The organism is Pseudomonas sp. W3I7 (assembly GCF_030816095.1).
In the GTDB taxonomy this organism is placed as follows: Bacteria; Pseudomonadota; Gammaproteobacteria; order Pseudomonadales; family Pseudomonadaceae; genus Aquipseudomonas; species Aquipseudomonas salomonii.
The window spans coordinates 1,366,958-1,393,412 of record NZ_JAUSXP010000001.1 but is presented as its reverse complement, the minus strand read 5'-3'; the positions used below and the strand labels follow the sequence as shown (position 1 = coordinate 1,393,412).

Below are 26,455 nucleotides of genomic sequence, written 5' to 3'. Positions count from 1 at the left end.
TCGATGATGAAACACGAAACGATTGAAAAGAACGTCGGCCTGTTGATGCTGCTGATGGTGCTTGCCGTGAGCATCGGCGGCCTGACCCAGATCGTCCCGCTGTTCTTCCAGGACGTCACCAACAAACCGGTGGAAGGCATGAAGCCCTACACCGCACTGCAACTGGAAGGGCGCGATATCTACATCCGCGAAGGCTGTGTGCAGTGCCACTCGCAGATGATCCGCCCGTTCCGCGCCGAAACCGAGCGCTACGGCCACTACTCGGTAGCCGGCGAAAGCGTGTGGGACCACCCGTTCCTGTGGGGTTCCAAGCGCACCGGGCCGGACCTGGCACGCGTCGGCGCACGCTACTCGGACGACTGGCACCGCGCGCACTTGTATAACCCGCGCAACGTGGTACCGGAGTCAAAAATGCCGGCCTACCCGTGGCTGGTCACCGCGCAGGTCGACAGCAGCCACACCGAGACCAAGTTGAAAGTGATGCGCACCCTCGGCGTGCCGTACACCGACGACGACATCAGTGGCGCCGTCGCCAGCCTCAAGGGCAAGACCGAGATGGACGCGCTGGTTTCGTACCTGCAAGTGCTCGGCACTGCCATCAAGAGCAAGAGGTGAGCCATGGGATTTGAATTCGATGCGGGCACCATCCGCGGCCTTGGCACGCTGGTGGTCGCCATCGCCTTTATCGGCCTGTCGCTGTGGGTGTTCAACAACCGGCGCAACGCGGACTTCGAGCAGGCCCGCCTGCTGCCGTTTGCCGATGAACCTTCCCTATCCGACGCTCAAGAAGAGCCTGCAACAAGGAGCACCCAGCCATGACTACCTTTTGGAGTACATGGATCTGCGTATTGACCCTCGGCAGCCTGATCGGGCTGACCTGGCTGTTGGTCGGCACCCGCAAGGGCGAAACCAAAGGCAGCGTGGACCAGACCATGGGCCATGCCTTCGACGGCATCGAGGAATACGACAACCCGCTGCCCCAGTGGTGGTTCATGCTGTTCGCCGGCACCCTGGTGTTTGCGGTCGGCTACCTGATCCTCTACCCGGGCCTGGGCAACTGGAAAGGCGTGTTGCCGGGCTATGAAGACGGCTGGACCCAGACCAAGGAATGGGACAAGGAAATGGCCAGGGCGGACGCCAAGTTCGGGCCGATCTTCGCCAAATTCTCGGCCATGCCGGTGGAAGAAGTGGCCAAAGACCCGCAGGCGCTGAAAATGGGCGGGCGCCTGTTCGCCTCCAACTGCGCGGTGTGCCACGGTTCGGACGCCAAGGGCGCGTATGGTTTCCCGAACCTGGCGGACAACCTCTGGCGCTGGGGCGGCTCGGCTGAAGCGATCAAGGCCACGATCATGAACGGGCGCCATGCGGCGATGCCGGCCTGGGGTGAAATCCTCGGTGAGGACGGCGTGAAGAACGTGGCTGCCTATGTGCGGCATGACTTGGCCAAGCTGCCATTACCGGCCGACAGCACCGCCGACCTGGTGGCCGGCCAGGCCGCGTTCAACACCACCTGCGTGGCGTGCCATGGCCCACAAGGCCACGGCATGGAGCCCATGGGCGCGCCGAACCTGACCGAGCCTGCCGGTTTTATCTACGGCACCAGCCTGGCCCAGTTGCAGCAGACCATCCGCCACGGTCGCCAAGGGCAGATGCCGGCGCAGGAGGTACTGCAAGGCAATGACAAGGTGCATCTGCTGGCGGCCTATGTGTACAGCTTGTCCCACACCGCTGATGGCGCAACGCCAGAAAGCCAACCTGAGTAACTGCTGAATGCCTCCCCCTGATCAGGGGAGGCCCGCTTAACTGTGGCGAGGGAGCTTGCTCCCGCTGGGCTGCGAAGCGGCCCCAAAATCCTGGGAGCGCTACGCACTCCAGCGCGAGCAAGCTCCCTCGCCACAGGTTCAGCGTTCGCTCTCGAAATTACGCGACCAAGTGTCGCACCCTTCCCAAGTCCAACTTTCCCCCCCTCACTTTCGGGTCTACGCTTGTTCCCACAGTGGACCAATCCTGGCCTACGCGACGGTATCCGTTGCGCCCCTGAAAATTCCTGTCCACTTGATCAGCTTTCCATTTCCGATTTTGTCCCTACGCAAAACATGGAAAGGGCGCAGAATCTGGCTCGGAACGCATTGATACAGGTCAGTCATTGCGTTGCAATGGCCCCTCGCTTTCTACATACTTGCGGCCGATTTTACCTATAAAAAAACCTAAACCGTGGAACCTTAGAATGAGCACAGCAATCAGTCCGACTGCTTATAACTATAAGGTAGTCCGCCAGTTCGCCATCATGACGGTGGTCTGGGGGATCCTTGGCATGGGGCTCGGGGTGTTTATCGCCTCGCAACTGGTATGGCCGGAATTGAATTTCGGTTTGCCATGGACGACCTTCGGCCGCCTGCGCCCGCTGCACACCAACCTGGTGATTTTTGCCTTCGGTGGTTGTGCGCTATTTGCCACCTCCTACTATGTCGTGCAGCGAACCTGCCAGACGCGACTGATCTCCGATGGCCTCGCCGCCTTCACCTTCTGGGGCTGGCAAGCCGTAATCCTCGGCGCCATCATCACCCTGCCGCTGGGCTACACCACCACCAAGGAATACGCCGAGCTGGAATGGCCGATCGCGATTTTGCTCGCCATCGTCTGGGTGACCTACGCCGTGGTGTTCTTCGGCACCATCGTCAAGCGCAAGACCAAGCACATCTATGTGGGCAACTGGTTCTACGGCGCCTTCATCCTGGTGACGGCGATGCTGCACATCGTCAACCACGCGTCCTTGCCGGTGAGCTGGTTCAAGTCTTACTCGGCCTATGCCGGGGCGACCGACGCAATGATCCAGTGGTGGTACGGCCACAACGCCGTGGGATTCTTCCTCACCACCGGTTTCCTGGGGATGATGTACTACTTCGTGCCCAAGCAGGCCGAACGCCCGATCTACTCGTATCGCCTGTCCATCGTGCACTTCTGGGCACTGATCACCCTGTACATCTGGGCCGGTCCCCACCACCTGCACTACACCGCACTGCCGGACTGGGCGCAGTCGTTGGGCATGGCCATGTCGATCATCCTGCTGGCCCCAAGCTGGGGCGGCATGATCAACGGCATGATGACGCTGTCGGGCGCCTGGCATAAATTGCGCACCGACCCGATCCTGCGCTTTTTGGTGGTATCGCTGGCGTTCTACGGCATGTCGACCTTCGAAGGGCCGATGATGGCCATCAAGACGGTCAACTCGCTGTCCCACTACACCGACTGGACCATCGGCCACGTACACGCCGGCGCCCTCGGTTGGGTAGCGATGATCTCCATCGGCGCGCTGTACCACATGATCCCCAAACTGTTCGGCCGTGTGCAGATGCACAGTGTCGGGCTGATCAACGCGCACTTCTGGCTGGCCACCATCGGCACCGTGCTCTACATCGCGTCGATGTGGGTCAACGGCATCACCCAGGGCCTGATGTGGCGCGCCATCAACGATGACGGCACCCTCACCTACTCCTTCGTCGAAGCGCTGCAAGCCAGCCATCCGGGTTACATCGTGCGCGCCCTGGGCGGCGCATTCTTTGCCTCCGGCATGTTCCTGATGGCCTACAACGTCTGGCGCACTGTGCGTGCTTCCGACCCGGTAGAAGCCGAAGCCGCCGCCAAGATCGCCGTTGTGGGAGCTCACTGATGAAGCATGAAGTAGTCGAGAAGAATATCGGCCTGCTGGCCTTCTTCATGGTCATCGCCGTGAGTATCGGCGGCCTGACCCAGATCGTTCCGTTGTTTTTCCAGGACGTGACCAACAAGCCGGTCGAAGGCATGAAGCCGCGTACCGCCCTTGAAGTCGAAGGCCGCGACGTCTACATCGCCAACGGCTGTGTGGGTTGCCACTCGCAGATGATCCGCCCGTTCCGTGCAGAAACCGAACGCTACGGCCACTACTCGGTAGCCGGTGAAAGCGTGTGGGACCACCCGTTCCTGTGGGGCTCCAAACGTACCGGCCCGGACCTGGCCCGTGTCGGCGGGCGTTACTCCGATGACTGGCAGCGCGCGCACTTGTACAACCCGCGCAACGTGGTGCCTGAGTCGAAAATGCCGGCGTACCCGTTCCTGGTGGAAAACAAGCTCGACGGCAAGGACACCGCCAAGAAGCTCGAAGTCTTGCGCACCCTGGGCGTGCCCTACACCGATGAAGACATCGCCGGTGCAGCCGCTGCCGTGAAGGGCAAGACCGAAATGGACGCACTGGTGGCCTACCTGCAAGGCCTTGGCACCATCATCAAAAGCAAACGGTGATCTTCATGGATATCGGGATGATTCGTGGCCTGGGCACCGTTGTGGTGATGGTGGCCTTTGTCGGCCTGGCGCTGTGGGTGTTCAGCCCGCGCCGCAAGTCGGAGTTTGACGACGCGACCATGCTGCCCTTTGCAGATGATCCCGAGGCCATCAAGCACGTCGAGCAAGCTTCTAGGAGTAACAAAGAATGACTACGTTCTGGAGTCTGTACGTCACAGTCCTCAGTCTGGGTACCATTTTCGCCCTGACCTGGCTGCTGCTGTCGACCCGCAAGGGCCAGCGCACCGAGCAGACGGACGAGACCGTCGGCCACTCGTTCGACGGCATCGAGGAGTACGACAACCCGCTGCCAAAATGGTGGTTCATGCTGTTTGTCGGCACCATCATCTTCGCCCTTGGCTACCTGGCGCTGTACCCCGGCCTGGGCAACTGGAAAGGCCTGTTGCCGGGCTACAACTACCTCGACAACGACAAGCAAACCCCTTTCGCCAACGGCCAGACCGGCTGGACCGGCGTGCACGAATGGGAAAAGGAGATGGCCAAGTCGGACGCCAAGTTCGGCCCGATCTTCGCCAAATTCGCCGCGATGCCGATTGAAGAAGTCGCCAAAGACCCGCAAGCCTTGAAGATGGGCGGCCGTTTGTTCGCCTCCAACTGCTCGGTGTGCCACGGCTCCGACGCCAAGGGCGCCTATGGTTTCCCCAACCTGACCGACGCCGATTGGCGCTGGGGTGGCGAGCCGGCTACCATCAAGGAAACCATCATGAAAGGCCGCCACGCGGTGATGCCGGCCTGGGCCGACGTTATCGGCGAACAAGGCGTGGCCGACGTGGCGGGCTTTGTGGTGACGAACCTCGATGGCCGCAAACTCCCGGAAGGCACCAAGGCCGATGTGGCCAACGGCGCGAAACTCTTCGCCGCCAACTGCGTGGCCTGCCACGGCCCGGCCGGTAAAGGCACCCCAGCAATGGGCGCGCCGGACCTGACCCACCCGGGTGCATTCATCTACGGTTCAAGCTTCGCGCAATTGCAGCAGACCATCCGTTATGGCCGTCAAGGCCAGATGCCGGCGCAGGAGTTGCTGCAAGGCAATGACAAGGTGCACTTGCTGGCAGCGTATGTTTACAGTTTGTCCCATGGGGATAAGCCCGCCGACCCCGAGTAAGCCTGCGAAACATCAAAAGCCCCGCTTCTCGAAAGAGAGCGGGGCTTTTTTGTGCAGCATGGCAATAAACACTCACTACCTGTCAATACAGTTAACTTTTTAAATCGTGGTGCGACGCCCCAGGATGAGCCATTCCCTCAATACGGTCTGGGAGATCAAGTTTTCAAATCCAGACCCACCTAACCCATCCAGTATCTTACTGACCAGCGACGTACGCGCTAGCAGCTCGCTGGCAAACTTTCTGTCTTCGTTCGTGTACCTACTCTGGCTACTTGAATTTTTGACCCGTTCAAGCGACTGCCGTGTCACGACATTTTCCACTTCCCCCGAATCGAACTCATGGGGCTGGGAGAAGGTTCTGAAGTTGTTCAACAAATGCCGCGTAAGTTCGATATTCGACTGCCGGCTAAATTGCCCATTACTCATCTGAACATAACGAGTGACACTCGCCTGGGGAATCTTGCCATCATGCCCAATCTGGTCCATGAGGCCCTGGTTTTCCAGGAGCGCGCGAGCGAATGCCGAAGTATCAGCACTGACACCTTGTTGTGGGCTGCCGCCGGCCAATCGTTGGAGCGATGCGCGAGTAATGTTGCCGGGCGATGCCGGGTCGACAAACGTGGAAAAGTGACTATTCAAATAAGTCGCCATACCCACATTGCTAAGGGCCTTGAAAGGATTTTGTGGCGCAGCCGCGGGCGCTGCCGCAGCGACTGATAACTGGCCGTTCCCAAGGTTTGAAGTTGTTACAACAGAACTTACATTCATAGCGACTTCCTCAACTTACATCATTATTAAAGGCCCTTCGGACGACCTTATAAAAGAAAGTCTCCCGCCACGCCCCCTCCAGACTCCAAATCAAATCCGGCGGTTAATATGTGGTCATCGCAAGAAAGCCGTTCCTACAAGAAACCTTTCAATGTATGTAAAAAAATACCGTTTCGCTCACAAGAATTGGCAATATCTCACCAGCAGACTTATTTCCTTTGTACGTAAGAAAAAGCCACCAATGCGCAGGAGAGCGCTCAAAATCAGGCTGTGTGAAAACGCAGCCTGAATAAAGGCTCGGTTTTCATCACCGATCGCGGCACGCCTGCCCAGGGACTGCCAAGCATTGAGGACCACCAGAAACTGGCAAGCCAGTGGCACTGCGTTGTGCCCATTTGCCTGTACCCGACCAATCTAATGAAAGTAACCCCCTGATTGCCGCAACTGCGCGGGCCCCGGGCTCACGGTGGTGACGCGCAACGTCAGTGACTTCAAGCCCAGCGGTGTTCCACTGATAATCCATGGGACGAATGACCTGCCTGGGGGAAAAAACAGTCCATACTTCCCAAGTCAATTGATCCAGATCACATATACCATCAATTGATTTACCCCAACGCGACCAAAGGTCGCACCCGTTGAGCAGCATCGCAGGCGTATCATTACGCCACTGCAACAGCCTATTTTTGACCCCGGTTGGCACGTACTGACCGAGGCAAATCTCCACCGCCGTGGGATGCAATGATGAGCAACCAAATACCGGTACATGACGTTACCCCGCCTGCCAAAACCGTCGACCTCTACGCTTCGCGTGAGAAGATCTACACCCGCGCCTTCACCGGTTTGTTCCGCAACTTGCGTATGCTCGGCGGCGCCGGTTTGTTCCTGCTCTATTTCGGCACCGTGTGGCTGAACTGGGGCGGTCATCAAGCTGTGTGGTGGAACCTGCCGGAGCGTAAGTTCTTTATTTTTGGCGCGACCTTCTGGCCTCAGGATTTCATCCTGCTCTCAGGCATCCTGATCGTTGCCGCGTTCGGCCTGTTCTTTATCACCGTGTACGCCGGGCGCGTGTGGTGTGGTTATACCTGCCCGCAAAGCGTATGGACATGGATCTTCATGTGGTGCGAGAAGGTCACCGAAGGCGACCGCAATCAGCGCATCAAGCTCGACAAGGCGCCCATGGGCGCGAACAAATTCCTGCGTAAATTCAGCAAGCACACGCTGTGGCTGTTGATCGGCTTTGCCACCGGCATGACCTTCGTCGGCTACTTCTCGCCCATTCGCGAACTGGTGTTCGACTTCTTCACCGGCCAGGCCGATGGCTGGTCGTATTTCTGGGTCGGTTTCTTCACCCTGGCCACCTACGGAAACGCCGGCTGGCTGCGCGAACAGGTGTGCATCTACATGTGCCCGTATGCGCGCTTCCAGAGCGTTATGTTCGACAAAGACACCTTGATCGTGTCCTACGACCCGCGCCGTGGCGAAGTACGTGGCCCACGTAAAAAAGGGGTCGACTACAAAGCCCAGGGCCTGGGCGATTGCATCGATTGCACGATGTGCGTGCAGGTGTGCCCCACCGGCATCGACATCCGCGACGGCCTGCAAATCGAATGCATCGGTTGCGCCGCCTGTATCGACGCCTGCGACAACATCATGGACAAAATGGACTACCCACGCGGCCTGATCAGCTACACCACCGAGCACAACCTGTCCGGGCAGAAAACCCATAAGCTGCGCCCGCGCCTGATCGGTTACGCGTTGGTGCTGCTGGCGATGATCGGCCTGTTGGCCGGTGCATTTTTCATGCGCTCGCTGGTGGGCTTCGACGTCAGCAAAGACCGCGTGCTCTACCGCGAAAACGCCGAAGGCCGCATCGAAAACGTCTACAGCCTGAAGATCATGAACAAGGACCAGCGCGACCACACCTACGTGCTCGACGCTTCGGGCCTGCCCGACCTCAAGCTGCAAGGCCGGCGCGAGATCAAGGTCGCCGCCGGGGAAATTTTCAGCATGCCGGTAGAGCTGTCCAGCGCCCCTGAGCAACTGCCGTCGAGCACCAACGAGGTGAAATTCATCCTCAGGGATGCCGATGACGACAGCGTCCACATTGAAGCCAAGAGCCGATTCATCGGCCCACAAGTCCGCTAATTAAAAGAGAGCACAACAATGCCCGCAGCTACTGCCGCAAGCCCTTGGTACAAGCACCTCTGGCCCTGGATCATCATTGGGATCCTGGCCTGCTCGGTGACCTTGACCTTGTCCATGGTGACCATTGCGGTGAAGAACCCGGACAACCTGGTCAACGACAACTACTACGAGGCCGGCAAAGGCATCAACCGCTCCCTGGACCGTGAGCGGCTGGCCCAGACCCTGCAATTGCGCGGCAAGCTGCACCTGGACGAACTCACCGGTGAAGTCGAACTGCAACTCACCGGCTACAGCAACCCCAATACCCTTGAGCTGAACCTGATTTCCCCGACCCAGCCGCAGAAGGATCGCAAGATCAACCTGACCCGCAGCGACAGCGAACCCGGCCGCTACATCGGCCAGGTCACCGACAAGGTAGAGGGCCGGCGCTTTGTGGAATTGCTCGGCGTAGAGGGCGACAAGACCTGGCGCCTGTTCGAAGAAGAAGAGGTCAGCCACGACAAGGACTTGCTGTTGGGTGACGAACCGTTGCAGGGTGCCGAAGACCTGAAAAAGTAAAACCCTTGCGCTTCGCGCATCGCGGGCAAGCCCGCTCCCACAGTGGATCGCGGTCTCCTGTGGGAGCCGGGCTTGCCCGCGATGAGGCCCACCCAGCCGATATAGATTTCACACCATGACCAGCCCAACCCCCTGCTTCCACTGCGCCCTGCCCGTCCCGCCCGGCAGCCGGTTTACCGCCGACATCCTCGGCGAGCGCCGCGAACTCTGCTGCCCAGGCTGCCAGGCAGTGGCCGAGGCGATTGTGGCCGGCGGGCTGGAAAGCTATTACCAACACCGCAGCGAAGCCTCGGCCAACCCGGAGGCGCTGCCGGTGCAACTGGTCGACGAGCTGGCGCTGTACGACCGCGCCGACGTGCAAAAACCCTTTGTGCGTCACGAGGGCGATCTGGCCGAAGCCACCCTGTTGATGGAAGGCATCAGCTGCGCCGCCTGTGGCTGGCTGATCGAGAAACACCTGCGCAGCCTGCCCGCGGTGGCCGAGGCGCGACTGAACCTGTCCAACCACCGCCTGCACGTGCGCTGGGCCGACGGCCAATTGCCGCTGAGCCAGGTGCTCAGCGAGCTGCGCCATATCGGCTATGCCGCCCACCCTTACCAGGCCGATCGCGCCGCCGAGCAATTGGCCAGCGAAAACCGCCGAGCCTTGCGCCAACTGGGCGTGGCGGGGCTGCTGTGGTTTCAGGCGATGATGGCGACCATGGCCACCTGGCCGGAATTCAATATCGACCTGAGCCCGGAGTTGCACGTGATCCTGCGCTGGGTGGCGATGTTTCTGACCACGCCCATCGTGTTCTACAGCTGTGCGCCGTTCTTCAAAGGTGCACTGCGCGACCTGCGCACGCGCCATCTGACCATGGATGTGTCAGTGTCCCTGGCGATTGGCGGCGCGTACCTGGCGGGCATCTGGACCGCCATTACCGGCACTGGCGAGCTGTACTTCGACGCGGTGGGCATGTTCGCGCTGTTCCTGCTCGCCGGGCGCTATCTGGAGCGTCGGGCACGGGAACGCACCGCCGCCGCCACCGCACAACTGGTCAACCTGTTGCCTGCTTCATGCTTACGGCTTAAAGGCGACGGTCAGAGCGAGCGCATCCTGCTCAGCGAATTGGCCGTGGGCGACCGCGTGCTGGTGCATCCCGGCGCCGTGCTGCCGGCCGATGGCGTGATTCTCGACGGCCAGTCGAGCATTGACGAGTCGCTGCTCACCGGCGAATACCTGCCGCAGCCGCGCAACGTCGGCGATGCGGTCACCGCCGGCACACTCAACGTCGAAGGGGCGCTGACCGTCGAGGTGCGCGCCCTGGGGCATGACACCCGCTTGTCTGCCATTGTGCGCCTGCTGGAACGTGCCCAAGCCGAGAAGCCGCGCCTGGCGCAAATCGCTGATCGCGCTGCGCAATGGTTTCTGCTGTGCTCGCTGATCGCGGCCGCGCTGATCGGCCTGCTGTGGTGGGAGTTGGACGCATCACGTGCGTTCTGGATTGTGCTGGCGATGCTCGTGGCAACCTGCCCTTGCGCGTTGTCCCTGGCCACACCGACCGCGCTCACCGCCGCCACCGGCACACTGCACAAACTCGGGTTGCTGCTGACCCGCGGCCATGTGCTGGAAGGCCTGAACCAGATCGACACAGTGATTTTCGACAAGACCGGCACCCTCACCGAAGGCCGCCTGGCCCTGCGTGCCATCCGCCCTTTAGGCTCGCTGAACAGCGATGATTGCCTGGGCCTTGCCGCCGCGCTGGAAAACCGCTCCGAGCACCCGATTGCCCGCGCATTCGGGCGTGCGCCGCTGGCTGCCGAGGAAGTCCTGAGCTTTCCCGGCCTGGGCCTGGAAGGTCGCGTGGGCGAGCGTCAATTGCGCATCGGCCAACCGGGTTTTGTATGCCAATTGAGCGGCTGCGCGATTCCCGCCTCGCCGGACGAAGCGGGCCAATGGTTGCTGCTGGGCGATCATGAAGGCGCCCTCGCCTGGTTCGTGCTCGATGACCGCCTGCGCAGCGATGCGCCCGCCCTGCTGGCCGCGTGCAAAGCGCGAGGCTGGCGCACGCTGCTCTTGTCGGGCGACAGCTCGCCGATGGTTGCCAGTGTGGCGCTGGAGCTGGGGATCGACGAGGCCAAAGGCGGCTTGCGCCCCGACGACAAACTGCAGGTGCTGCAACAGCTGCACAAGCAAGGCCGCAAGGTGCTGATGCTCGGCGACGGCGTCAACGATGTGCCCGTGCTCGCCGCCGCCGATATCAGCGTGGCGATGGGCTCGGCCACCGACCTGGCAAAAACCAGCGCCGATGCCGTGCTGCTGTCCAACCGCCTCGACGCGCTGGTGCAGGCGTTTACCCTGGCGCGACGTACACGGCGGGTAATCATCGAAAACCTGCTGTGGGCCGGGCTGTACAATGGCCTTATGCTGCCGTTTGCCGCCCTCGGCTGGATCACGCCGATCTGGGCCGCGATCGGCATGTCGCTCAGCTCGTTGACCGTGGTGCTCAACGCCTTGCGCCTGACTCGCCTGCCGAGCCCGCAAGTAAACAGTGCCACCCTAGTAACCCGTCCGCTGCCGGCTTGAGCCGCGTGGGCCTGGAGTACCGATGCCAGCTCTTTACGTGATGATTCCGGCGGCGCTGCTGTTAGTCGGCGTGGCCATTTACATTTTCTTCTGGGCGGTGGACAGCGGTCAGTACGACGACCTCGACGGCCCGGCCCACAGCGTGCTATTCGACGACCAGGACCCAAACCACCTGGCGGGCGTCGACGAAGCCAACCGGGCCGAACAACCGCCCAAAGACCCGCCCCATGCTTGAGCTGGCGCCACTGCTGGTTTCGGCCTTGATCCTCGGGCTCCTGGGCGGCGGCCACTGCCTGGGCATGTGCGGAGGGCTGATGGGCGCGCTGACCCTGGCAATCCCCAAGGAACAACGCAGCCGCCGTTTTCGCCTGCTGCTCGCCTACAACCTGGGGCGCATCCTCAGCTACGCCGTCGCCGGGTTACTGATCGGCCTGGCCGGCTGGGCAGTGGCCAACAGCCCGGCGGCGATGTTCATGCGCGTGCTCGCCGGGCTGCTGTTGATCAGCATGGGCTTGTACCTGGCGGGCTGGTGGAGCGGCCTCACCCGCATCGAAAGCCTGGGGCGCGGCCTGTGGCGCTCTATACAGCCGGTCGCCAACCGTTTGCTGCCGGTGTCCAGCCTGCCACGCGCACTGCTGCTGGGCGCGCTGTGGGGCTGGTTGCCATGCGGTTTGGTCTACAGCACGCTGCTATGGGCGGCGAGCCAGGGTAATGCGCTGGACAGTGCACTGCTGATGCTGGCCTTCGGGCTTGGAACTTGGCCCGTACTACTGGCCACTGGCTTGGCGGCAGAACGTGTCACCGCGCTGCTGCGCAAACGGAGCGTGCGCGTGGCCGGTGGCGTGCTGGTGATTGTGTTTGGGGTATGGACGCTGCCAGGCCCGCATCAACATTGGCTAATGGGCCATTAAATCGCCATGTGGCATAGCGCCGCTCCCCGTTGATGCAAATCAAGATGGCACCTGCGACGCGCCCCTAGACTCGGCCCACTAGCCAATCCGGGGGACCGCCCGCATGCTCGACGCCATTCGTTGGGACACAGATCTGATTCACCGCTACGACTTGGCGGGGCCGCGCTACACGTCCTACCCCACCGCTGTACAATTCGACAGCCAGGTCGGCACTTTCGACCTGCTCCACGCCCTGCGCGACAGCCGCAAGGCCGTACGGCCCTTGTCGCTGTATGTGCATGTGCCGTTTTGCGCAAACATCTGCTATTACTGCGCCTGCAACAAGGTCATCACCAAGGACCGTGGCCGTGCCCAGGCCTACCTGCAACGCCTGGAGCAGGAAATCCAGCTGGTGGCTTGCCACCTCGACCCGAAACAGCCCGTGGAGCAACTGCACTTCGGCGGTGGCACCCCAACCTTTCTCAGCCACGACGAACTGCGCCAGGTGATGACCCGCCTGCGCCAGCACTTCAACTTGCTCGATGATGATTCCGGTGACTATGGCATCGAGATCGACCCGCGCGAAGCTGACTGGGCGACCATGGGGTTGCTGCGCGAACTGGGCTTCAACCGCGTAAGCATCGGCCTGCAGGACCTGGACCCCGAGGTGCAGCGTGCGGTCAACCGCCTGCAAAGCCTGGAAGAAACCCGTGCAGTGATCGATGCGGCGCGCACCCTGCAATTTCGCTCGATCAATATCGACCTGATCTACGGCCTGCCCAAGCAAACGCCGCTGAATTTTGCGCGCACCGTCGAAGAGGTGATCAACCTGCAACCGGATCGCCTGTCGGTGTTCAACTATGCGCACCTGCCCGAGCGCTTTATGCCGCAGCGGCGCATCAACACCGACGAGTTGCCCTCGCCGGCAGAAAAGCTGCTGATGCTGCAAACCACCATCGAACAGTTGACCCGTGCCGGCTACCGTTACATCGGCATGGACCACTTTGCCCTGCCGGATGACGAACTGGCCGTGGCTCAGGAAGAAGGCACGCTGCAGCGTAACTTCCAGGGCTACACCACCCACGGGCATTGCGATTTGATTGGGCTGGGGGTTTCAGCAATCAGCCAGATCGGCGACCTGTATTGCCAGAACAGCAGTGACCTCAATCACTACCAGAACGCCCTCGCCGGGGCGCAACTGGCCACCAGCCGTGGCCTGGTCTGCACCACGGATGATCGTTTGCGCCGGGAAGTGATTCAGCAGTTGATCTGCAATTTCAGCCTGGCATTCGAGCGGATCGAACAGGCTTTCAACATCGATTTTCGCGGCTATTTCGACGAACTATGGCCACAGCTGGAGACAATGGCCGCCGACGGCCTGATTGAACTGGATGCCCACGGCATTCGCGTTTTACCGGCCGGGCGCTTGCTGGTGCGCTCGGTGTGCATGGTGTTCGATGCCTACCTGGAGCACCAGAACAGGCAGCGATTCTCGCGGGTGATCTAAACGGCTTTATTTCGCCATCAGGCTCATGGCTTCCATCTGAGCTTCAGGCGACTCATCTTTCAGCGATTTGGCCAGTTGTGTTTGGGCGGTCATTAAACCGGCCTGTATCGTCGCCACGTCGCCCTGCAAACCCGCCACTTTGGCTTGGCGTGCTTCTGGGGTCAACGTGGTGTCATTCATGGCTGCCGAGAGCTGAGCCATCTTTTCGGCAAGCTGCTTTTTCAACTCGCGGATCATCTTCAGCAACTGTTTGATGTTGTCTTTCAGATTGCTTTCATCAATATCGCTATTGGAGGATTTCTCAGCCGAAGCCATGCCCATCCCCGCGCCGGAAATGACCACCTTCACGCCTTCAGCCGCATTAGGTTCAGCGGGCTTGGCCTCGATGGCAGCCTTGGGCGCGGCGTCTTTATCCTTGGCCGCATCGGTGGCCTTCCAGACCGATACCGCTGCAACGTTGATTGATGGGTTTGAGACAGTGCTGACTGACATGATTCGAGCTCCAGCTCATAGAGAGACACCTGTGTATCGGCACCGATACAAAGAGCTTTATACCGTTGCTGCTTTTTTGTACACGCTGGCCTCAGCTACCCTCGGTGCGTTACCCTTACGTCTTATGTGTGTTTTCCCACAAGGATTTAAGAAATGTCCGAGCCAGTCAAACTGCGCGCTCACAGCCAGGCTCACTGCAAGGATTGCAGCCTGGCCCCCCTCTGCCTGCCACTTTCGTTGAATTTGGAAGACATGGAAGCGCTGGACGAAATCGTTAAACGCGGTCGCCCGCTGAAAAAAGGCGAGTTTCTGTTTCGCCAGGGTGACAAATTCGATTCTGTCTATGCAGTACGTTCCGGCGCGCTGAAGACCTTCAGCCTGAGCGACGGCGGCGAGGAGCAGATCACCGGCTTCCACCTGCCCAGCGAACTGGTCGGGTTGTCTGGCATGGACACCGAGATTCACCCGGTATCGGCCCAGGCCCTGGAGACGACCTCGGTGTGCGAAATCCCTTTCGAGCGCCTGGATGAATTGGCCCTGCAACTGCCGCAACTGCGCCGCCAGTTGATGCGGGTGATGAGCCGCGAGATCCGTGACGACCAACAGATGATGTTGCTGCTGTCGAAGAAAACCGCCGACGAGCGCATTGCCACGTTTTTGGTCAACCTGTCGGCGCGCTTCCGTGCCCGTGGGTTCTCGGCCAACCAGTTCCGCCTGAGCATGTCGCGCAATGAAATCGGCAATTACCTGGGCCTGGCGGTGGAAACCGTGTCCCGCGTGTTTACCCGTTTCCAGCAAAACGAGCTGATTGCCGCCGAAGGCAAGGAAGTGCATATCCTCGACCCGATCCAGCTCTGCGCGCTGGCCGGGGGCTCGCTGGAAGTCTGAAGCGCACGCTTGCGGCCGCGCCAATCGGCAAGGCCGCAGGTATACTTCGAGTCCGTTTTCCGCTCCCAGGACTCTTCGACGATGACTTTCGATTCGTTCGACATCAAATCCCTGATCCGCCCCGTCATCGACTTCCCCAAGCCTGGGGTGATCTTTCGTGACATTACCCCGCTGTTCCAATCGCCCCGCGCCCTGCGCCTGGTCGCCGACAGCTTTGCCCAGCGTTATGTCGAGGCCGACTTCACCCACATCGGTGCGATGGATGCCCGTGGCTTCCTGATCGGCTCGATCATCGCCTACCAGTTGAACAAACCGCTGATCCTGTTCCGCAAACAGGGCAAGCTGCCGGCTGACGTGCTGGCCGAGGGTTACCAGACCGAATACGGCGAGGCCTTCCTCGAAGTGCACGCCGACAGCCTGTGCGACGGCGACTCGGTGCTGATGTTCGATGACCTGATCGCCACCGGCGGCACCTTGATTGCCGCGGCAAACCTGGTGCGGCGTATGGGCGCGAAAATCTTCGAAGCGGCGGCGATCATTGACCTGCCGGAGCTGGGTGGCTCGCAACGCCTGCAGGATATGGGCATTGCGACGTTTTGCCTGACGCAGTTTGGGTTGACCGAAGTTTAAAAGTTGCCTGGACCGGCGCTATCGCAGGCAAGCCAGCTCCCACACTGGAATGCGATCACCTGTGGGAGCTGGCTCGCCTGCGATAGCGCCCCAAAAAACACCACCGATCAAAGCCCCATCTGCTTGCTGATGATCTCGTTCATCACCTCACGCGTGCCCCCGCCAATCGACAGAATGCGGTTATCCCGAAACAGCCGCTCCACCAGGCTGCCTCGCATATACCCCTGCCCCCCCAGAATCTGCACCGCGTCATAGGTCACCCGATCCGCCGTATCAGTGGCCAGGTTTTTGGCCATGGAAATCTCCTTGATCACACTCTTGCCGGCCGCCATCTTCGCCGCCTGGCGGTAGGTGAACTCGCGGGAGACTTCCACTGCGGTGGCCATTTCCGCCAGCCGATGCTTGAGCACCTGGAATTTGCCGATGGGTTTGCCGAAGGCTTCGCGCTGGCTCGCCCACTTGAGGCTTTCTTCCAGGGCCAACTGCGCGGTCATGTTCGCCATCAGCGCCAGCGCCAGGCGTTCGCTCTGAAAGTTGCCCATGATGCAGGCAAAGCCCATGTTCTCGACGCCGATCAAGTTGCCTGCGGGTACTCGGCAATCGTCGAAGAACAGCTCAGCCGTGTCTGACGCCCACCAGCCCATTTTCTTCAACGGTTGGCCGACGGTGAAACCTGGCGTGTGTTTTTCGATCAGCAACAGGCTGATGCCGCCGAAGCCCGGCCCGCCGGTGCGTACGGCGACCGTATAGAAGTCGGCGCGGATGCCGCTGGTGATAAAGGTTTTGCTGCCGCTGACGCGATAAAAGTCGCCCTCTCGAACAGCGCGGGTTTGCAAGTTGGCCACATCGGAGCCGCCACCGGGTTCGGTGACGGCCAGGGCGATGATCTTTTCACCGGCCAGCACTTGAGGCGCAACCCGCTCACGTACCTCGGGCCGAGCCCATTTGACGACAGGCGGCAGGCCGATATCCAGCGAGCCCAGGCCTGCGACCACGCCACCCGAACCGCAACGCATCAACTCTTCGCTGGCGGCGACCTTGGCGAACACGTCGCCTTCGTGGCTGCCGCCCAGGCTTTCGGGGTAGCCGATGCCCAGGATCCCCGCCGCGCCCGCCTTGAGGTACAGCTCGCGGGGGAAGCCCTCGGCCTCCTCCCATTGTTCGATGCCCGGCAACATCTCGCGCTCGACAAAGCGGCGCACGCTGTCGCGGACCAATTGGTGGCTGGGGTCGAAGTAGTCCTGATAGGCAGACATCGGCAAGCTCCACGGTGAGGTGGAGAGAACTTACCAAGCGCTTGCTTGGTTATCAAGACAGCGCTAACAACACAAAACTACGGTGGGAGCGGGCTTGCTCGCGAATGCGGAGTGCCAGTCACAGATTTATTAACTGACCCACCGCATTCGCGAGCAAGCCCGCTCCCACATTTGAACAGTGTGGTTATTTAAAGCGCGATCGGTTTACGACCGGCAAACGAATGCGCCAACGTGCCGCCATCCACCAATTCCAGCTCGCCGCCCAACGGCACGCCATGGGCGATACGCGAGGTGATCAAGCCTTTGTTGGTCAGCAATTGGGCGATGTAATGCGCGGTCGCCTCGCCTTCCACCGTCGGGTTGGTCGCCAGGATCACCTCGGTAAACGTGCCCTGTTCTTCAATGCGTGTCACCAGTTGCGGGATGCCGATGGCTTCCGGCCCCAGGCCGTCCAGCGGCGAAAGATGCCCCTTGAGCACGAAGTAGCGCCCGCGATAGCCAGTCTGTTCAACGGCGTACACGTCCATCGGCCCCTCCACCACACACAGCAGCGTGTCGTCGCGGCGCGGGTCGGCGCATTGCGGGCACAGATCTTCTTCGGTCAAGGTGCGGCACTGGCGGCAGTGACCCACGCCGGTCATGGCCTGGCTCAAGGCCTGGGCCAACCGCGTGCCGCCGCTGCGATCACGCTCCAGCAGTTGCAGCGCCATACGCTGGGCGGTTTTCTGGCCCACGCCCGGCAAAGTGCGCAGGGCGTCGATCAGTTGGCGAATCAGGGGGCTGAAGCTCATGGGCGAAGGGTCCGACAAAACAACGAGACGCGGTTTATACCCGCGCCTCGGATTAGCGTCAAATGCTCAATCCTGCGCGACACGCACCACCAACTTGCCGAAGTTGCGCCCCTCGAGCAAACCGATAAAGGCTTCGGGTGCCTGTTCCAGGCCATCGACCACGTCTTCGCGGAACTTGATCTTGCCGTCGCGCACCCATGGCGCCATGGCGCTGAGGAATTCCGGCTGGCGATCGCCATAGTCATCGAACACGATAAAGCCCTGGATGCGCACGCGCTTGGTCAACAAGGTGCGTTGCAGTGCCGGCAGCCGATCAGGGCCGCTGGGCGCTTCATGGGCGTTGTAGCCGGCGATCAAGCCGCACAGCGGAATGCGCGCCTTGGGGTTGAGCAGCGGCAGCACGGCGTCGAAGACTTTGCCGCCAACGTTTTCAAAGTAGATGTCCACACCGTTGAAACAGGCCAGCGCCAGCTGTTGGGCAAAATCGGCGCTCTTGTGGTCGATACAGGCGTCAAAACCCAGCTCGTCGACCACATAACGGCACTTGTCCGCACCGCCGGCAATCCCCACCACGCGCAAGCCTTTGAGCTTGGCGACCTGCCCGACCACCGAGCCCACCGCACCGGAGGCAGCTGCCACCACCAGGGTTTCCCCGGCCTTGGGCTGGCCGATATCCATCAGGCCCATGTACGCGGTCATGCCGGGCATGCCCAAGACGCCCAGTGCCATCGAGGGGCTGGCCAGGCCATTGGGCACCGGGATCAGGGTGTGCCCGTCGCAGATGCTATGGCTCTGCCAGCCGGTGGACCCCACTACCAGGTCACCGACACCGAACTTCGGGTTACGCGATTGTTCCACACGGCTGACGGCACCACCGGTCATCACTTCGTCGATTTCCACCGGAGCTGCGTAGGACGGCGCGTCACTCATGCGTCCACGCATGTAGGGGTCGAGGGACAGGTACAGGGTTTTGAGCAGCACTTGGCCATCGGCCAATTCCGGCAGGTTCACGCGTTCCAGGCGAAAGTTTTCCGGGGTCGGCGCGCCTTGCGGGCGCGAGACCAGGACAATGCGTTGGTTAAGAATGGGTTCTTGAGGCATGAGGGGCTCCTTTAACGAATCTTTCGGTATAGGGTGCAGACCCTGCGTGCCGCGCCAGGGTTCGATCGGATTAGCACAAACAAAAATGCCAGGCGCGATGCCTGGCATTTGAGTCTAGCTAACGCTGCACAATCAGAACGGCAGCTTCATGCCCGGCGGCAGTTGCATGCCGGCAGTCACGCCACCCATTTTTTCCTGGCTGTTGGCTTCGATCTTGCGCACGGCGTCGTTGACGGCCGCGGCGAACAGCGCTTCGAGCATTTCCAGGTCATCTTCGCCCACACCTGGCAACACGCTTGGGTCGATGCTTACGCGCTTGATGTCGTGACGACCGGTCATCACCACACTGACCATATCGCCACCAGCCTTACCGGTGACTTCGGCGTTGGCCAGTTCTTCCTGCATCTTGGCCATCTTTTCCTGCATCTGCTGCGCCTGCTTCATCAGGCCGGCCATGCCACCTTTCATCATGGGAATCACCTCAAAGTACGTGGATCAATCAATTAGTAGCCCGGTTTTATGACGCCTGGGGCACCGGGGCTTCGACAGGTTCAATAGTATCGTGACGCACCACCGCACCGAACTGTTGCATCAACTGCTGGATGAGCGGATCGCCATGGATCGAGTCTTCGGCCTCACGCTGACGGTTGATGCGCTTACGGGTCGCCGCCTGGGCCGGGGTTTCCTGCTCCGGCTTGATCAGTTCGATGGCGACGGTCAGCGTGCGTTCATGGTACTGGTTCAGCGCATCGTTGAGTCGGCGTTGCTGGGTCGCGTTGAACAGGGCGCTGTGGGCCGGGTCCAGGTGCAACAGCCAGTGGTCGCCCTCGATGGAAATCAAGGTGCAGTTGGCGGCGATGCTGCCGGTCATGCCGGAGATTGGCAATTTAGGAAACAATTCCAACCATTGCAACGCCAGGCCGGTGGCCGGGGCGGCAGCGGGTTCCGCTTCGGGCTCGGGGGCCGGCTCGGCGGTGTGCTCGCTGGCCAAGTCGTCCAGATAGCTGTAGGCCGAATCCATGTCCGGCTCAATGTAATCTTCGTCCAGCGGCGGCTCGTCATCAAGGTCGATGCCCGGCGTGGCAGCGTCCACCTGCGCGACAGTCGGCTCGGGGGCCGGTGCCGACACACATTCCGGCGCGTCCGGCACCGCGCTGTCCGGGGTCGGCGTGGGCATCGGCGTCAACGCGGGCTGCTCGCCGGCGGTTTCCAGCACGGGCTCCACGGCAGGCACTTGCTCGACTTCAGGTTCAGGCTCAGGTTCAGCTTCTGTGTCGACCGGATCGTTCCAGGGCAGGTCAACCACGGGCGCAGGAGCAGGTTCAGGCTCAACCACCGGCGCGGGCTCGATCACCGGCGCGGCAACCACAGGCTCGGCCGCCGGCGCAGGCGCAACCGGCGCAGGTTCAGGTGCAGCCACTACTGGCGCGACTACCGCCGCGCCAGCCACTGGTTTGGCGGAATCAACTGTGGCCTGGCTGATCCCCACTGGCTTTAGCGGCTGTCTCGGTGCATCTGCCGAGTCGGCGGGCCGGAAGGCCAGCATCCGCAGCAAGACCATTTCAAAGCCGCCGCGCGGGTCTGGCGCCAGAGGCAGATCCCGGCGACCGATCAGGCCCATCTGGTAATAAAACTGTACGTCTTCGGCCGGCAACGCCTGGGCCAGCGCCAACACGCGGTCGCGGTCGCCATGGCCGTTGTCGACACCTTCGGGCAACGCCTGGGCGATGGCCACGCGGTGCAGCACATTGAGGATTTCCGAGAGCACGCCGTTCCAGTCCGGGCCTTGCTCCGACAAGTGGCGCACGGCTTCGAGCAACGCCTTGGCGTCACCTTCGATCAGCGCATGCAGCACGTCGAACACCTGGCCGTGGTCCAGCGTGCCAAGCATGGCGCGCACATCCGCGGCCATGACCTTGCCTTCACCAAAGGCGATGGCCTGGTCGGTGAGGCTCATGGCATCACGCATCGAGCCATCGGCAGCGCGGCCAAGCAGCCACAACGCGTCGTCTTCGAACGGTACGTTCTCGACGCCGAGCACATGGGTCAAATGCTCGACCACGCGCTCAGGCGTCATGTTTTTCAGGGAAAACTGCAGGCACCGCGACAAAATCGTTGCAGGAAGTTTCTGCGGGTCGGTGGTGGCCAGGATGAACTTAACGTAGGGCGGCGGCTCTTCCAGGGTTTTCAACAGCGCGTTGAAGGAATGGCTGGAGAGCATGTGCACTTCGTCGATCAGGTAGACCTTGAAGCGCCCACGGCTCGGCGCGTACTGCACATTGTCGAGCAGCTCGCGAGTGTCTTCGACCTTGGTGCGGCTCGCGGCGTCGATCTCGATCAGGTCGACAAAACGCCCCTCGTCGATCTCGCGGCATACCGAGCAGGTGCCGCAGGGTGTCGACGTGATGCCGGTCTCACAGTTCAGGCACTTGGCAATAATGCGCGCGATAGTGGTCTTGCCGACCCCGCGTGTACCGGTGAACAGGTAGGCGTGGTGCAGCCGTTGGCTGTCCAAGGCATTGATCAGAGCCTTGAGCACATGGGTCTGGCCGACCATTTCGCGGAACGAGCGCGGACGCCATTTACGTGCAAGAACCTGATAACTCATCGAAAACCGTCGCAACTGGGAAGCGGAAGCCGGTAATGCTAGCGGAGCAAGGGGGAAATTGCATCCGGCACGCTCGTCTAATCTGACTAAGCTTGCCTGACTGGCCCCTCAAAGGCCTGAACCCGGAGAGTGTATGCGCGTAGTCCTGGGCGCTTTATGGATGATTTCCGTTGCTTGCCTGGCGGCGCCCGCACCGTTGCGTTTTGCGGTTTCCGACAGCTGGGCAATGCCCATGGCCCAGTTGGAAGGTGACCGGCCCACCCAGGGCATTTTGTATGACTTGATGTTGAGCCTGGCCACCCAGGTCGGGCGCCCTGCCGAGTTCCACGTGCTGGCCCGGGCGCGACTCGCCGGCGCCATGGCACGTGCAGAGGTCGATGTGCGTTGCTATGTCGCCCAGGATTGGCTCGACAACCTGTCCGGCGACTACACCTGGAGCGTGCCTTTGATGGTGCAGCGCAATGTATTGGTCAGCGCCCACGCGCCGCCTGTACTGATGGCCAAGTTGGCACCCCAGGCCATTGGCACGGTGCTCAACTACCGCTACGCCGTGCTCGAACCGCTGTTCGCCAGCGGCCAACTGACCCGCGACGATTCGCGCAGCGAGGAGTTGGTGCTGCACAAGCTGGTGGCCGCGCGCTTCGAGTACGCCGTGATCAACGAATGGACCCTGGACCGTTTCAACCTGAAAGTGCCCCCAAGCCTGCGGCTGCACAACGTCGCGGTGATCGAAGAGCAAAACCTGGGCTGCATCGTGCGCAATGACCCGAACGTGCCGGTGCAGCGGATCTTGCGCACGCTGCTGCGGATGAAAATGTCGGGCGAGATCGACGACCTGATCAAACTCTACACCGGGGAAAATGCGCGGCCGCTGCGCACTCCTGACAAGAACTGACAGTGCCGCGCCATAGACTGGGCTCCCTTAACCGTCCGTTCTCAAGGAGCCTGCATGCACACCGTCGCCCATTACTTCCTGCTCTACGTCGACAGCCCGGCCACCAGCGCCAACTTCTATAGCCGCCTGCTGGGCAAGCCGCCCGTGGAGCTGAACCCGACGTTCGCCCTGTTCATTCTCGACAACGGCGTCAAGCTGGGGCTGTGGTCGCGTCATACCGTGGAGCCTGCGGCCCACCTCACCGGCGGCGGCGGTGAGGTCGGTTTTTCGCTGCCGGACCCAGCCGCCGTGGACGCCCTGCACGCTCAGTGGGTAGAACGCGACGCGACCATCGTCCAGTCACCGACCCACCTGGACTTCGGCTACACCTTTGTCGCCGAGGACCTCGACGGCCACCGGCTGCGCGCGTTCAGCCTGAGCGATTGAGCGCCAGCGCCCTTCAAGGCTGATGGCGGCGACACTGGCCAGCACGATCACCGCGCCCAGTATCACTTGCAGGGCAATGTGCTCGCCCAGCAGGGTCGAAGCCATCAGCATGGCCACCGGCGGTATCAGGTACATCGCCACCGAGGCGCGGCTGACGTCCACGTGTTTGAGTACGTAACCCCAGGCCAGGTACGCCAGGGCGCTGGGGAAAACCCCCAACACCAGCACCGACAGGTTCTCCGGCAACGGCGCCTGGGCCACAGCGGCCGGCAAGCCCGGCAGGTTCACGCACAGCATCAAGGTGCCCGCCCACACCATGTAGCACGCCATGGTCAGTGGGCTGTAGCGATGGGCGTAGTGCTTCTGGATGGCGAAATACACGCTCCACGACACGGCAGCCAGCAGGATCAGCAAGCCGCGCGGGTCGATGTCACCGACGCCATGATCGCCCCAGATCACCACCAGCACACCGAACAAGCCGAGCAACACGCAGCCCCAACGCCAGGCGCTGACCCGTTCTTTCAAACAGAAAAACGCGATCGCCACACTGAACAGCGGCGCCGACTGCGCCAGCACACTCGATGCTGCCGCCGTCACCCACTGTTGCCCGTAGTTGAGGCTGGTGTGGTGCAGGAACACGCCGAAAAAACCCAACACCAGCAACCACGGCAAATCCCGCACACGCGGCCGGCCGATGCCTGCCGCCAGGGCGATGCCGCCCATGAACACCGAGGCGATCAGAAATCTTAGCAGCGCCAATTGGCCTGGGCTGTAGCTGTGCAGCCCCATGTGCACGCCAATCGGCGAATAAGCCCAACAGAGAATCACGCCAGCGATGACTAGCGTAAGCTTTACGGGTGACGGGGCATTCATCGACGGCATCCAGAGACTGAGAGGGAATACCGTCAGTCTTGAGCCGCGCAAGGCGCAGGACAATTAAGCGTTTCTGACTTCTGAAATCATTGGAACTGAGCAATGGAACTGGCCCAACTGAAAATGGTGCGCGCCGTGGCCCAAACCGGCAGCGTGGCCCAGGCCGCGCTGCAATTGCACTGCGTGCCATCCAACATCACCACGCGCATCAAGCAGCTGGAAAGCGAGTTGGGCACGCCGCTGTTTATTCGCGCAGGCCGTGGGCTGGCCATCAGTGCCGCCGGGGAAATCTTCCTCGATTACTGTGAGCGCATCCTGGCCCTGGTGGATGAATCCAAGCGCGCAGTGGATGCCAACGCGATTCCACGCGGCACCTTGCGCATCGGCGCGGTGGAATCCAGCGCCAGCGGCCGCCTGCCGCCGCTGCTGGCCGAATACCACCGGCGCTACCCGGATGTCAGCCTGGAGTTGGTCACCGGCGCCTGGGCGCAACTGCTCGACGACCTGCAACACCACCGCCTCGATGTGGCGTTGGTGGCCTCGGGCGGCAAGCGTGCCAAGCTCGAACACAGCGTGGTCTACAGCGAACGCCTGGTGCTGATCGCTAGCGCGTCCAGCGCGCCGATCAACAGTGCCGAAGACTTGGCGGGCCGCACCTTGCTGGTGTGGCCGCCCGGTTGTCCGTATCGCGCGGCGCTGGAGAACTGGATCAAACCGCACGCCTTCAAACCAAGCATCGCCAGCTATGCCAGTTGGGGCACCATCATTGGTTGCGTCAGTGCAGGGATTGGCGTGGCGTTGGCGCCGGAAGGCATCCTGGCCCGCTATGAGCAGGCCAATCAACTGGCGTCCTACCGATTTGATGAGCTGCAGGCCGTGGACAACCTGCTGTTCTGGCACACGGACACCCAGCGCCACCTGGCGCGGGATGCGTTTGCCGGGCTGCTGCGGGAGACGTTTGGCTAGTCGGCTTGCGGCGCAGCCAAGCGTGCGTACTGGTTTTGGCTGATCCAGCCGGTGTAGGTATGGTCTTTGGCATTGGTGAATTCGACCTCGGCCCAACCGTCCTTGAACGCCAGCACGCCGACCACATCGTCCTTGACGATATACGCGCGCTTGGCGGCTTCAGCGCCTGGTTTTTTCAGCAGGTAAGCCTTGTCGGCCGTCACGGTCACCAGGCCGATCCATTGCTTGCTGGCGGTTTGGGTCAGGTCCAGGCCGGTGGCGATTTCCGGCATCAGCACGCTGATGCAGCCGGGATGCTCGCGCCCCTGTTCTACCGTCAAGGTCACGCCGTCGGAGGACGCTGCCACGCTGCCGGGGTAAGCCTTGTCGAGCCAGGTGGTGAGCGCTTCAGGCTGGCCTTGCAGGTAGAACGTGCAGCTGCGGGTCACGCCCTCGCCCAGCTCTTCTGCGTAGTAGCCTTCGACCTGATGCTCAGGCGTGACCGCCAGCATCAGCCCTTCGTATTTGCCGGAATGCAGCTCGGCGGCACCTGCCAACGTTGGCGCCAAGGCGCAAAACGACAACACGCTCATCGCTAGAAAACGGCTCATCTTATTTTTTCCCTTCCAATGCTTCGTAGGCCTTTTTGATACGGCTGTCGTAGTCGCCGTAATCCTTGCCGTTATAGTTACGCGCCATGGCCACGTAGTCTTTATCTTTCATGGCCTTGATCAGGGCCGGGCTCTGGCTGCAAAAACCGATAAACGCTTTTAATTGGTTACCGGCATTGATCTTCAGGGCGGCGACGAATTCAAACACTGTCTTGTAACCGCAGGAGGTGTAGTTGAACCCCATTATTTGAAACATGCCCCAGGACGCCGACATCAATGCCGCCTCCTGATCCAGCGCAAACGCGGTAGCCATGGTCTCCCAGGCCTTGGTCTGGTCCTTGTTATTGACCTGCCACTGCGGTCCGGCCTTTCTCACGTAGATATACGACAGCAGCGGGTGCGCCTGGTCGTAGATGTGCTTGGTGTACTTGCGAAACAAGTGGCCTTCAAAGGCAATCACCGGCAACTTGGCCGGCCCGAACCCGGAACGCCCGCCGGATTCGACCGTAGCGAACGCCTTGATGATATTCACCGAAATGCCGCTGCCCAACTGGGTGGCAGCGCTCTGAAAGTCGGTATCGGTCAGCGTCATGCCGCCATCGCACGTGGCCTGGAGCATCAACTGCCGGTTGCGCCGCTCGGCTTCGATCATGGCGCGCATGCGCTCCAGGTACACATTGACTGTGGCCTGGACCGCATCGCCGCCGTTATTGCCAAACGCGTTGAGAAAGCTGGGAATGCGCATCGCCGGGAAGGCTTTTACCGGCACTTTCACCGCTTCTTCGATCAGGCTGTTGAAGGTTCGGCCGGTGGGGTCGATCACGCCATCGGGGTGCGCATATTTGAGATGCCGGAACTGATACTGGCTGATGCACTGCACCAATTGCCCATCGCACTTACCGTTTTCGGCCAGCGCAAAGCCCATCTTGGGAATGATCAAATTGAATAAATACTGAATGCACTGAACATCGGCGGGCAAATTGCGCGCTTTACCCGGCGCGCCCACTGAAGCACTGATAAGACGTGGCAACCCTGGCAGGCTTTTCATCACAGACATCCCTG

At 61.2% G+C, this 26,455-nt stretch carries 28 protein-coding genes and 1 pseudogene; 19 read left to right on the top strand and 10 right to left on the bottom strand.

The genetic code is table 11. From position 1 onward, the window contains the following. Positions 1–6: 6 nt before the first annotated feature. The 7 genes from ccoO (QF043_RS06635) (at position 7) to ccoP (QF043_RS06605) (ending at position 5,443) form a co-directional block, all read left to right on the top strand. Entirely contained in the window at positions 7–615 is a 609-nt protein-coding gene (gene ccoO / locus QF043_RS06635; RefSeq protein ID WP_034108140.1) for a cytochrome-c oxidase, cbb3-type subunit II, read from the top strand. Between the two features lie 3 nt (positions 616–618). Next, positions 619–819, top strand: coding sequence for a CcoQ/FixQ family Cbb3-type cytochrome c oxidase assembly chaperone (locus QF043_RS06630; RefSeq protein ID WP_307417906.1), 201 nt, complete (start codon positions 619–621; stop codon positions 817–819). Continuing rightward, on the top strand, positions 816–1,763 hold the full coding sequence (gene ccoP, locus QF043_RS06625) for a cytochrome-c oxidase, cbb3-type subunit III (protein ID WP_307417904.1): 948 nt from the start codon (positions 816–818) through the stop codon (positions 1,761–1,763). The genes QF043_RS06630 and ccoP (QF043_RS06625) overlap by 4 nt, the downstream gene beginning before the upstream one ends. A gap of 464 nt (positions 1,764–2,227) precedes the next feature. After that, positions 2,228–3,670, top strand: coding sequence for a cytochrome-c oxidase, cbb3-type subunit I (gene ccoN / locus QF043_RS06620; protein ID WP_138814388.1), 1,443 nt, complete (start codon positions 2,228–2,230; stop codon positions 3,668–3,670). Continuing rightward, entirely contained in the window at positions 3,670–4,278 is a 609-nt protein-coding gene (gene ccoO / locus QF043_RS06615) for a cytochrome-c oxidase, cbb3-type subunit II (RefSeq protein ID WP_056861521.1), read from the top strand. The genes ccoN and ccoO (QF043_RS06615) overlap by 1 nt, the downstream gene beginning before the upstream one ends. A gap of 5 nt (positions 4,279–4,283) precedes the next feature. Beyond that, positions 4,284–4,469, top strand: coding sequence for a CcoQ/FixQ family Cbb3-type cytochrome c oxidase assembly chaperone (locus tag QF043_RS06610; protein WP_005790274.1), 186 nt, complete (start codon positions 4,284–4,286; stop codon positions 4,467–4,469). Continuing rightward, a complete protein-coding gene (gene ccoP, locus QF043_RS06605) occupies positions 4,466–5,443 on the top strand; it encodes a cytochrome-c oxidase, cbb3-type subunit III (protein ID WP_307417903.1) in 978 nt (325 codons plus the stop codon). Before QF043_RS06610 ends, ccoP (QF043_RS06605) begins: the two co-directional genes overlap by 4 nt. A gap of 99 nt (positions 5,444–5,542) precedes the next feature. On the opposite strand, the gene QF043_RS06600 is transcribed toward ccoP (QF043_RS06605), so the two are convergent. Then, entirely contained in the window at positions 5,543–6,211 is a 669-nt protein-coding gene (locus tag QF043_RS06600; RefSeq protein WP_307417902.1) for a hypothetical protein, read from the bottom strand. A gap of 374 nt (positions 6,212–6,585) precedes the next feature. Here QF043_RS06600 and QF043_RS06595 point away from each other — a divergent pair. The 7 genes and pseudogenes from QF043_RS06595 to hemN all read left to right on the top strand — a co-directional run. Beyond that, a pseudogene (locus QF043_RS06595) lies at positions 6,586–6,745 on the top strand (VapC toxin family PIN domain ribonuclease); the annotation flags it as partial. Between the two features lie 207 nt (positions 6,746–6,952). Continuing rightward, positions 6,953–8,356: a cytochrome c oxidase accessory protein CcoG gene (gene ccoG, locus QF043_RS06590; protein WP_307417901.1), complete on the top strand. Its 1,404-nt coding sequence runs from the start codon at positions 6,953–6,955 to the stop codon at positions 8,354–8,356. 18 nt (positions 8,357–8,374) lie between these two features. Next, positions 8,375–8,914 (top strand): FixH family protein, encoded by a 540-nt coding sequence (locus QF043_RS06585; protein WP_017134808.1) that lies wholly within the window; start codon positions 8,375–8,377, stop codon positions 8,912–8,914. Between the two features lie 115 nt (positions 8,915–9,029). Further along, positions 9,030–11,480: a heavy metal translocating P-type ATPase gene (locus QF043_RS06580; RefSeq protein ID WP_307417900.1), complete on the top strand. Its 2,451-nt coding sequence runs from the start codon at positions 9,030–9,032 to the stop codon at positions 11,478–11,480. A 22-nt stretch (positions 11,481–11,502) separates the two neighbouring features. Next, the gene (ccoS, locus tag QF043_RS06575; RefSeq protein ID WP_017134806.1) at positions 11,503–11,715 is read left to right on the top strand and encodes a cbb3-type cytochrome oxidase assembly protein CcoS; all 213 of its coding nucleotides are present in this window, start codon (positions 11,503–11,505) and stop codon (positions 11,713–11,715) included. Beyond that, positions 11,708–12,391, top strand: coding sequence for a sulfite exporter TauE/SafE family protein (locus QF043_RS06570; protein ID WP_307417899.1), 684 nt, complete (start codon positions 11,708–11,710; stop codon positions 12,389–12,391). Before ccoS ends, QF043_RS06570 begins: the two co-directional genes overlap by 8 nt. Before the next feature lie 103 nt (positions 12,392–12,494). Continuing rightward, complete coding sequence (gene hemN / locus QF043_RS06565) at positions 12,495–13,877, top strand: oxygen-independent coproporphyrinogen III oxidase (protein ID WP_236369627.1); 1,383 nt, start codon at positions 12,495–12,497, stop codon at positions 13,875–13,877. Between the two features lie 6 nt (positions 13,878–13,883). On the opposite strand, the gene QF043_RS06560 is transcribed toward hemN, so the two are convergent. Beyond that, on the bottom strand, positions 13,884–14,369 hold the full coding sequence (locus QF043_RS06560; protein ID WP_307417898.1) for a hypothetical protein: 486 nt from the start codon (positions 14,367–14,369) through the stop codon (positions 13,884–13,886). A 153-nt stretch (positions 14,370–14,522) separates the two neighbouring features. Here QF043_RS06560 and fnr point away from each other — a divergent pair, with 153 nt between their 5' ends. Next, the gene (gene fnr / locus QF043_RS06555) at positions 14,523–15,257 is read left to right on the top strand and encodes a fumarate/nitrate reduction transcriptional regulator Fnr (protein WP_056861531.1); all 735 of its coding nucleotides are present in this window, start codon (positions 14,523–14,525) and stop codon (positions 15,255–15,257) included. A gap of 81 nt (positions 15,258–15,338) precedes the next feature. Continuing rightward, positions 15,339–15,887 carry an adenine phosphoribosyltransferase gene (locus tag QF043_RS06550; RefSeq protein WP_056861532.1) on the top strand — a complete coding sequence of 183 codons (549 nt, stop codon included), beginning with the start codon at positions 15,339–15,341 and terminating at the stop codon, positions 15,885–15,887. A gap of 107 nt (positions 15,888–15,994) precedes the next feature. Here the strand turns inward: QF043_RS06550 and QF043_RS06545 are convergent, their stop codons facing one another. The 5 genes from QF043_RS06545 to dnaX form a co-directional block, all read right to left on the bottom strand. Next, complete coding sequence (locus tag QF043_RS06545) at positions 15,995–17,143, bottom strand: acyl-CoA dehydrogenase family protein (RefSeq protein ID WP_307417897.1); 1,149 nt, start codon at positions 17,141–17,143, stop codon at positions 15,995–15,997. A gap of 188 nt (positions 17,144–17,331) precedes the next feature. Continuing rightward, the gene (gene recR / locus QF043_RS06540) at positions 17,332–17,934 is read right to left on the bottom strand and encodes a recombination mediator RecR (RefSeq protein ID WP_017134798.1); all 603 of its coding nucleotides are present in this window, start codon (positions 17,932–17,934) and stop codon (positions 17,332–17,334) included. Positions 17,935–18,000: 66 nt separating this feature from the next. Then, positions 18,001–19,035 (bottom strand): NADP-dependent oxidoreductase, encoded by a 1,035-nt coding sequence (locus QF043_RS06535; RefSeq protein WP_307417896.1) that lies wholly within the window; start codon positions 19,033–19,035, stop codon positions 18,001–18,003. Positions 19,036–19,167: 132 nt separating this feature from the next. Next, positions 19,168–19,506 (bottom strand): YbaB/EbfC family nucleoid-associated protein, encoded by a 339-nt coding sequence (locus QF043_RS06530; RefSeq protein ID WP_003175481.1) that lies wholly within the window; start codon positions 19,504–19,506, stop codon positions 19,168–19,170. Between the two features lie 46 nt (positions 19,507–19,552). After that, positions 19,553–21,643: a DNA polymerase III subunit gamma/tau gene (gene dnaX / locus QF043_RS06525; RefSeq protein WP_307417895.1), complete on the bottom strand. Its 2,091-nt coding sequence runs from the start codon at positions 21,641–21,643 to the stop codon at positions 19,553–19,555. A 133-nt stretch (positions 21,644–21,776) separates the two neighbouring features. Between dnaX and QF043_RS06520 the strand changes: the two genes are divergently transcribed. Together QF043_RS06520 and QF043_RS06515 are read left to right on the top strand one after the other, a co-directional pair. Then, on the top strand, positions 21,777–22,538 hold the full coding sequence (locus QF043_RS06520; protein WP_307417894.1) for an amino acid ABC transporter substrate-binding protein: 762 nt from the start codon (positions 21,777–21,779) through the stop codon (positions 22,536–22,538). 54 nt (positions 22,539–22,592) lie between these two features. After that, positions 22,593–22,964 carry a VOC family protein gene (locus QF043_RS06515; RefSeq protein ID WP_307417893.1) on the top strand — a complete coding sequence of 124 codons (372 nt, stop codon included), beginning with the start codon at positions 22,593–22,595 and terminating at the stop codon, positions 22,962–22,964. Here the strand turns inward: QF043_RS06515 and QF043_RS06510 are convergent. After that, entirely contained in the window at positions 22,878–23,837 is a 960-nt protein-coding gene (locus tag QF043_RS06510) for a DMT family transporter (protein WP_307417892.1), read from the bottom strand. The two genes, QF043_RS06515 and QF043_RS06510, sit on opposite strands and share 87 nt — an antisense overlap. 102 nt (positions 23,838–23,939) lie before the next feature. Between QF043_RS06510 and QF043_RS06505 the strand changes: the two genes are divergently transcribed. After that, the gene (locus QF043_RS06505) at positions 23,940–24,803 is read left to right on the top strand and encodes a LysR family transcriptional regulator (protein WP_307417891.1); all 864 of its coding nucleotides are present in this window, start codon (positions 23,940–23,942) and stop codon (positions 24,801–24,803) included. On the opposite strand, the gene QF043_RS06500 is transcribed toward QF043_RS06505, so the two are convergent. After that, positions 24,800–25,393 carry a hypothetical protein gene (locus tag QF043_RS06500; RefSeq protein ID WP_307417889.1) on the bottom strand — a complete coding sequence of 198 codons (594 nt, stop codon included), beginning with the start codon at positions 25,391–25,393 and terminating at the stop codon, positions 24,800–24,802. The two genes, QF043_RS06505 and QF043_RS06500, sit on opposite strands and share 4 nt — an antisense overlap. 1 nt (position 25,394) lies before the next feature. Beyond that, entirely contained in the window at positions 25,395–26,441 is a 1,047-nt protein-coding gene (locus tag QF043_RS06495; RefSeq protein WP_058422082.1) for an N-acetylmuramidase family protein, read from the bottom strand. Positions 26,442–26,455 lie beyond the last annotated feature (14 nt).

Excerpts from the sequence above, each read along its gene's own strand:
- QF043_RS06510 (WP_307417892.1), bottom strand. The coding sequence starts at position 23,837 with ATGAATGCCCCGTCACCCGTAAAGCTTACGCTAGTCATCGCTGGCGTG.
- dnaX (WP_307417895.1), bottom strand. The coding sequence starts at position 21,643 with ATGAGTTATCAGGTTCTTGCACGTAAATGGCGTCCGCGCTCGTTCCGC.
- QF043_RS06560 (WP_307417898.1), bottom strand. The coding sequence starts at position 14,369 with ATGTCAGTCAGCACTGTCTCAAACCCATCAATCAACGTTGCAGCGGTA.
- QF043_RS06495 (WP_058422082.1), bottom strand. The coding sequence starts at position 26,441 with ATGAAAAGCCTGCCAGGGTTGCCACGTCTTATCAGTGCTTCAGTGGGC.
- QF043_RS06580 (WP_307417900.1), top strand. The coding sequence starts at position 9,030 with ATGACCAGCCCAACCCCCTGCTTCCACTGCGCCCTGCCCGTCCCGCCC.
- ccoP (WP_307417903.1), top strand. The coding sequence starts at position 4,466 with ATGACTACGTTCTGGAGTCTGTACGTCACAGTCCTCAGTCTGGGTACC.
- QF043_RS06520 (WP_307417894.1), top strand. The coding sequence starts at position 21,777 with ATGCGCGTAGTCCTGGGCGCTTTATGGATGATTTCCGTTGCTTGCCTG.
- QF043_RS06535 (WP_307417896.1), bottom strand. The coding sequence starts at position 19,035 with ATGCCTCAAGAACCCATTCTTAACCAACGCATTGTCCTGGTCTCGCGC.
- fnr (WP_056861531.1), top strand. The coding sequence starts at position 14,523 with ATGTCCGAGCCAGTCAAACTGCGCGCTCACAGCCAGGCTCACTGCAAG.
- QF043_RS06500 (WP_307417889.1), bottom strand. The coding sequence starts at position 25,393 with ATGAGCCGTTTTCTAGCGATGAGCGTGTTGTCGTTTTGCGCCTTGGCG.
- QF043_RS06570 (WP_307417899.1), top strand. The coding sequence starts at position 11,708 with ATGCTTGAGCTGGCGCCACTGCTGGTTTCGGCCTTGATCCTCGGGCTC.
- ccoG (WP_307417901.1), top strand. The coding sequence starts at position 6,953 with ATGAGCAACCAAATACCGGTACATGACGTTACCCCGCCTGCCAAAACC.
- hemN (WP_236369627.1), top strand. The coding sequence starts at position 12,495 with ATGCTCGACGCCATTCGTTGGGACACAGATCTGATTCACCGCTACGAC.
- recR (WP_017134798.1), bottom strand. The coding sequence starts at position 17,934 with ATGAGCTTCAGCCCCCTGATTCGCCAACTGATCGACGCCCTGCGCACT.
- QF043_RS06530 (WP_003175481.1), bottom strand. The coding sequence starts at position 19,506 with ATGATGAAAGGTGGCATGGCCGGCCTGATGAAGCAGGCGCAGCAGATG.
- ccoN (WP_138814388.1), top strand. The coding sequence starts at position 2,228 with ATGAGCACAGCAATCAGTCCGACTGCTTATAACTATAAGGTAGTCCGC.
- QF043_RS06545 (WP_307417897.1), bottom strand. The coding sequence starts at position 17,143 with ATGTCTGCCTATCAGGACTACTTCGACCCCAGCCACCAATTGGTCCGC.
- QF043_RS06550 (WP_056861532.1), top strand. The coding sequence starts at position 15,339 with ATGACTTTCGATTCGTTCGACATCAAATCCCTGATCCGCCCCGTCATC.
- QF043_RS06585 (WP_017134808.1), top strand. The coding sequence starts at position 8,375 with ATGCCCGCAGCTACTGCCGCAAGCCCTTGGTACAAGCACCTCTGGCCC.
- ccoO (WP_034108140.1), top strand. The coding sequence starts at position 7 with ATGAAACACGAAACGATTGAAAAGAACGTCGGCCTGTTGATGCTGCTG.
- ccoO (WP_056861521.1), top strand. The coding sequence starts at position 3,670 with ATGAAGCATGAAGTAGTCGAGAAGAATATCGGCCTGCTGGCCTTCTTC.
- QF043_RS06630 (WP_307417906.1), top strand. The coding sequence starts at position 619 with ATGGGATTTGAATTCGATGCGGGCACCATCCGCGGCCTTGGCACGCTG.
- ccoS (WP_017134806.1), top strand. The coding sequence starts at position 11,503 with ATGCCAGCTCTTTACGTGATGATTCCGGCGGCGCTGCTGTTAGTCGGC.
- QF043_RS06600 (WP_307417902.1), bottom strand. The coding sequence starts at position 6,211 with ATGAATGTAAGTTCTGTTGTAACAACTTCAAACCTTGGGAACGGCCAG.
- QF043_RS06610 (WP_005790274.1), top strand. The coding sequence starts at position 4,284 with ATGGATATCGGGATGATTCGTGGCCTGGGCACCGTTGTGGTGATGGTG.
- ccoP (WP_307417904.1), top strand. The coding sequence starts at position 816 with ATGACTACCTTTTGGAGTACATGGATCTGCGTATTGACCCTCGGCAGC.
- QF043_RS06505 (WP_307417891.1), top strand. The coding sequence starts at position 23,940 with ATGGAACTGGCCCAACTGAAAATGGTGCGCGCCGTGGCCCAAACCGGC.
- QF043_RS06515 (WP_307417893.1), top strand. The coding sequence starts at position 22,593 with ATGCACACCGTCGCCCATTACTTCCTGCTCTACGTCGACAGCCCGGCC.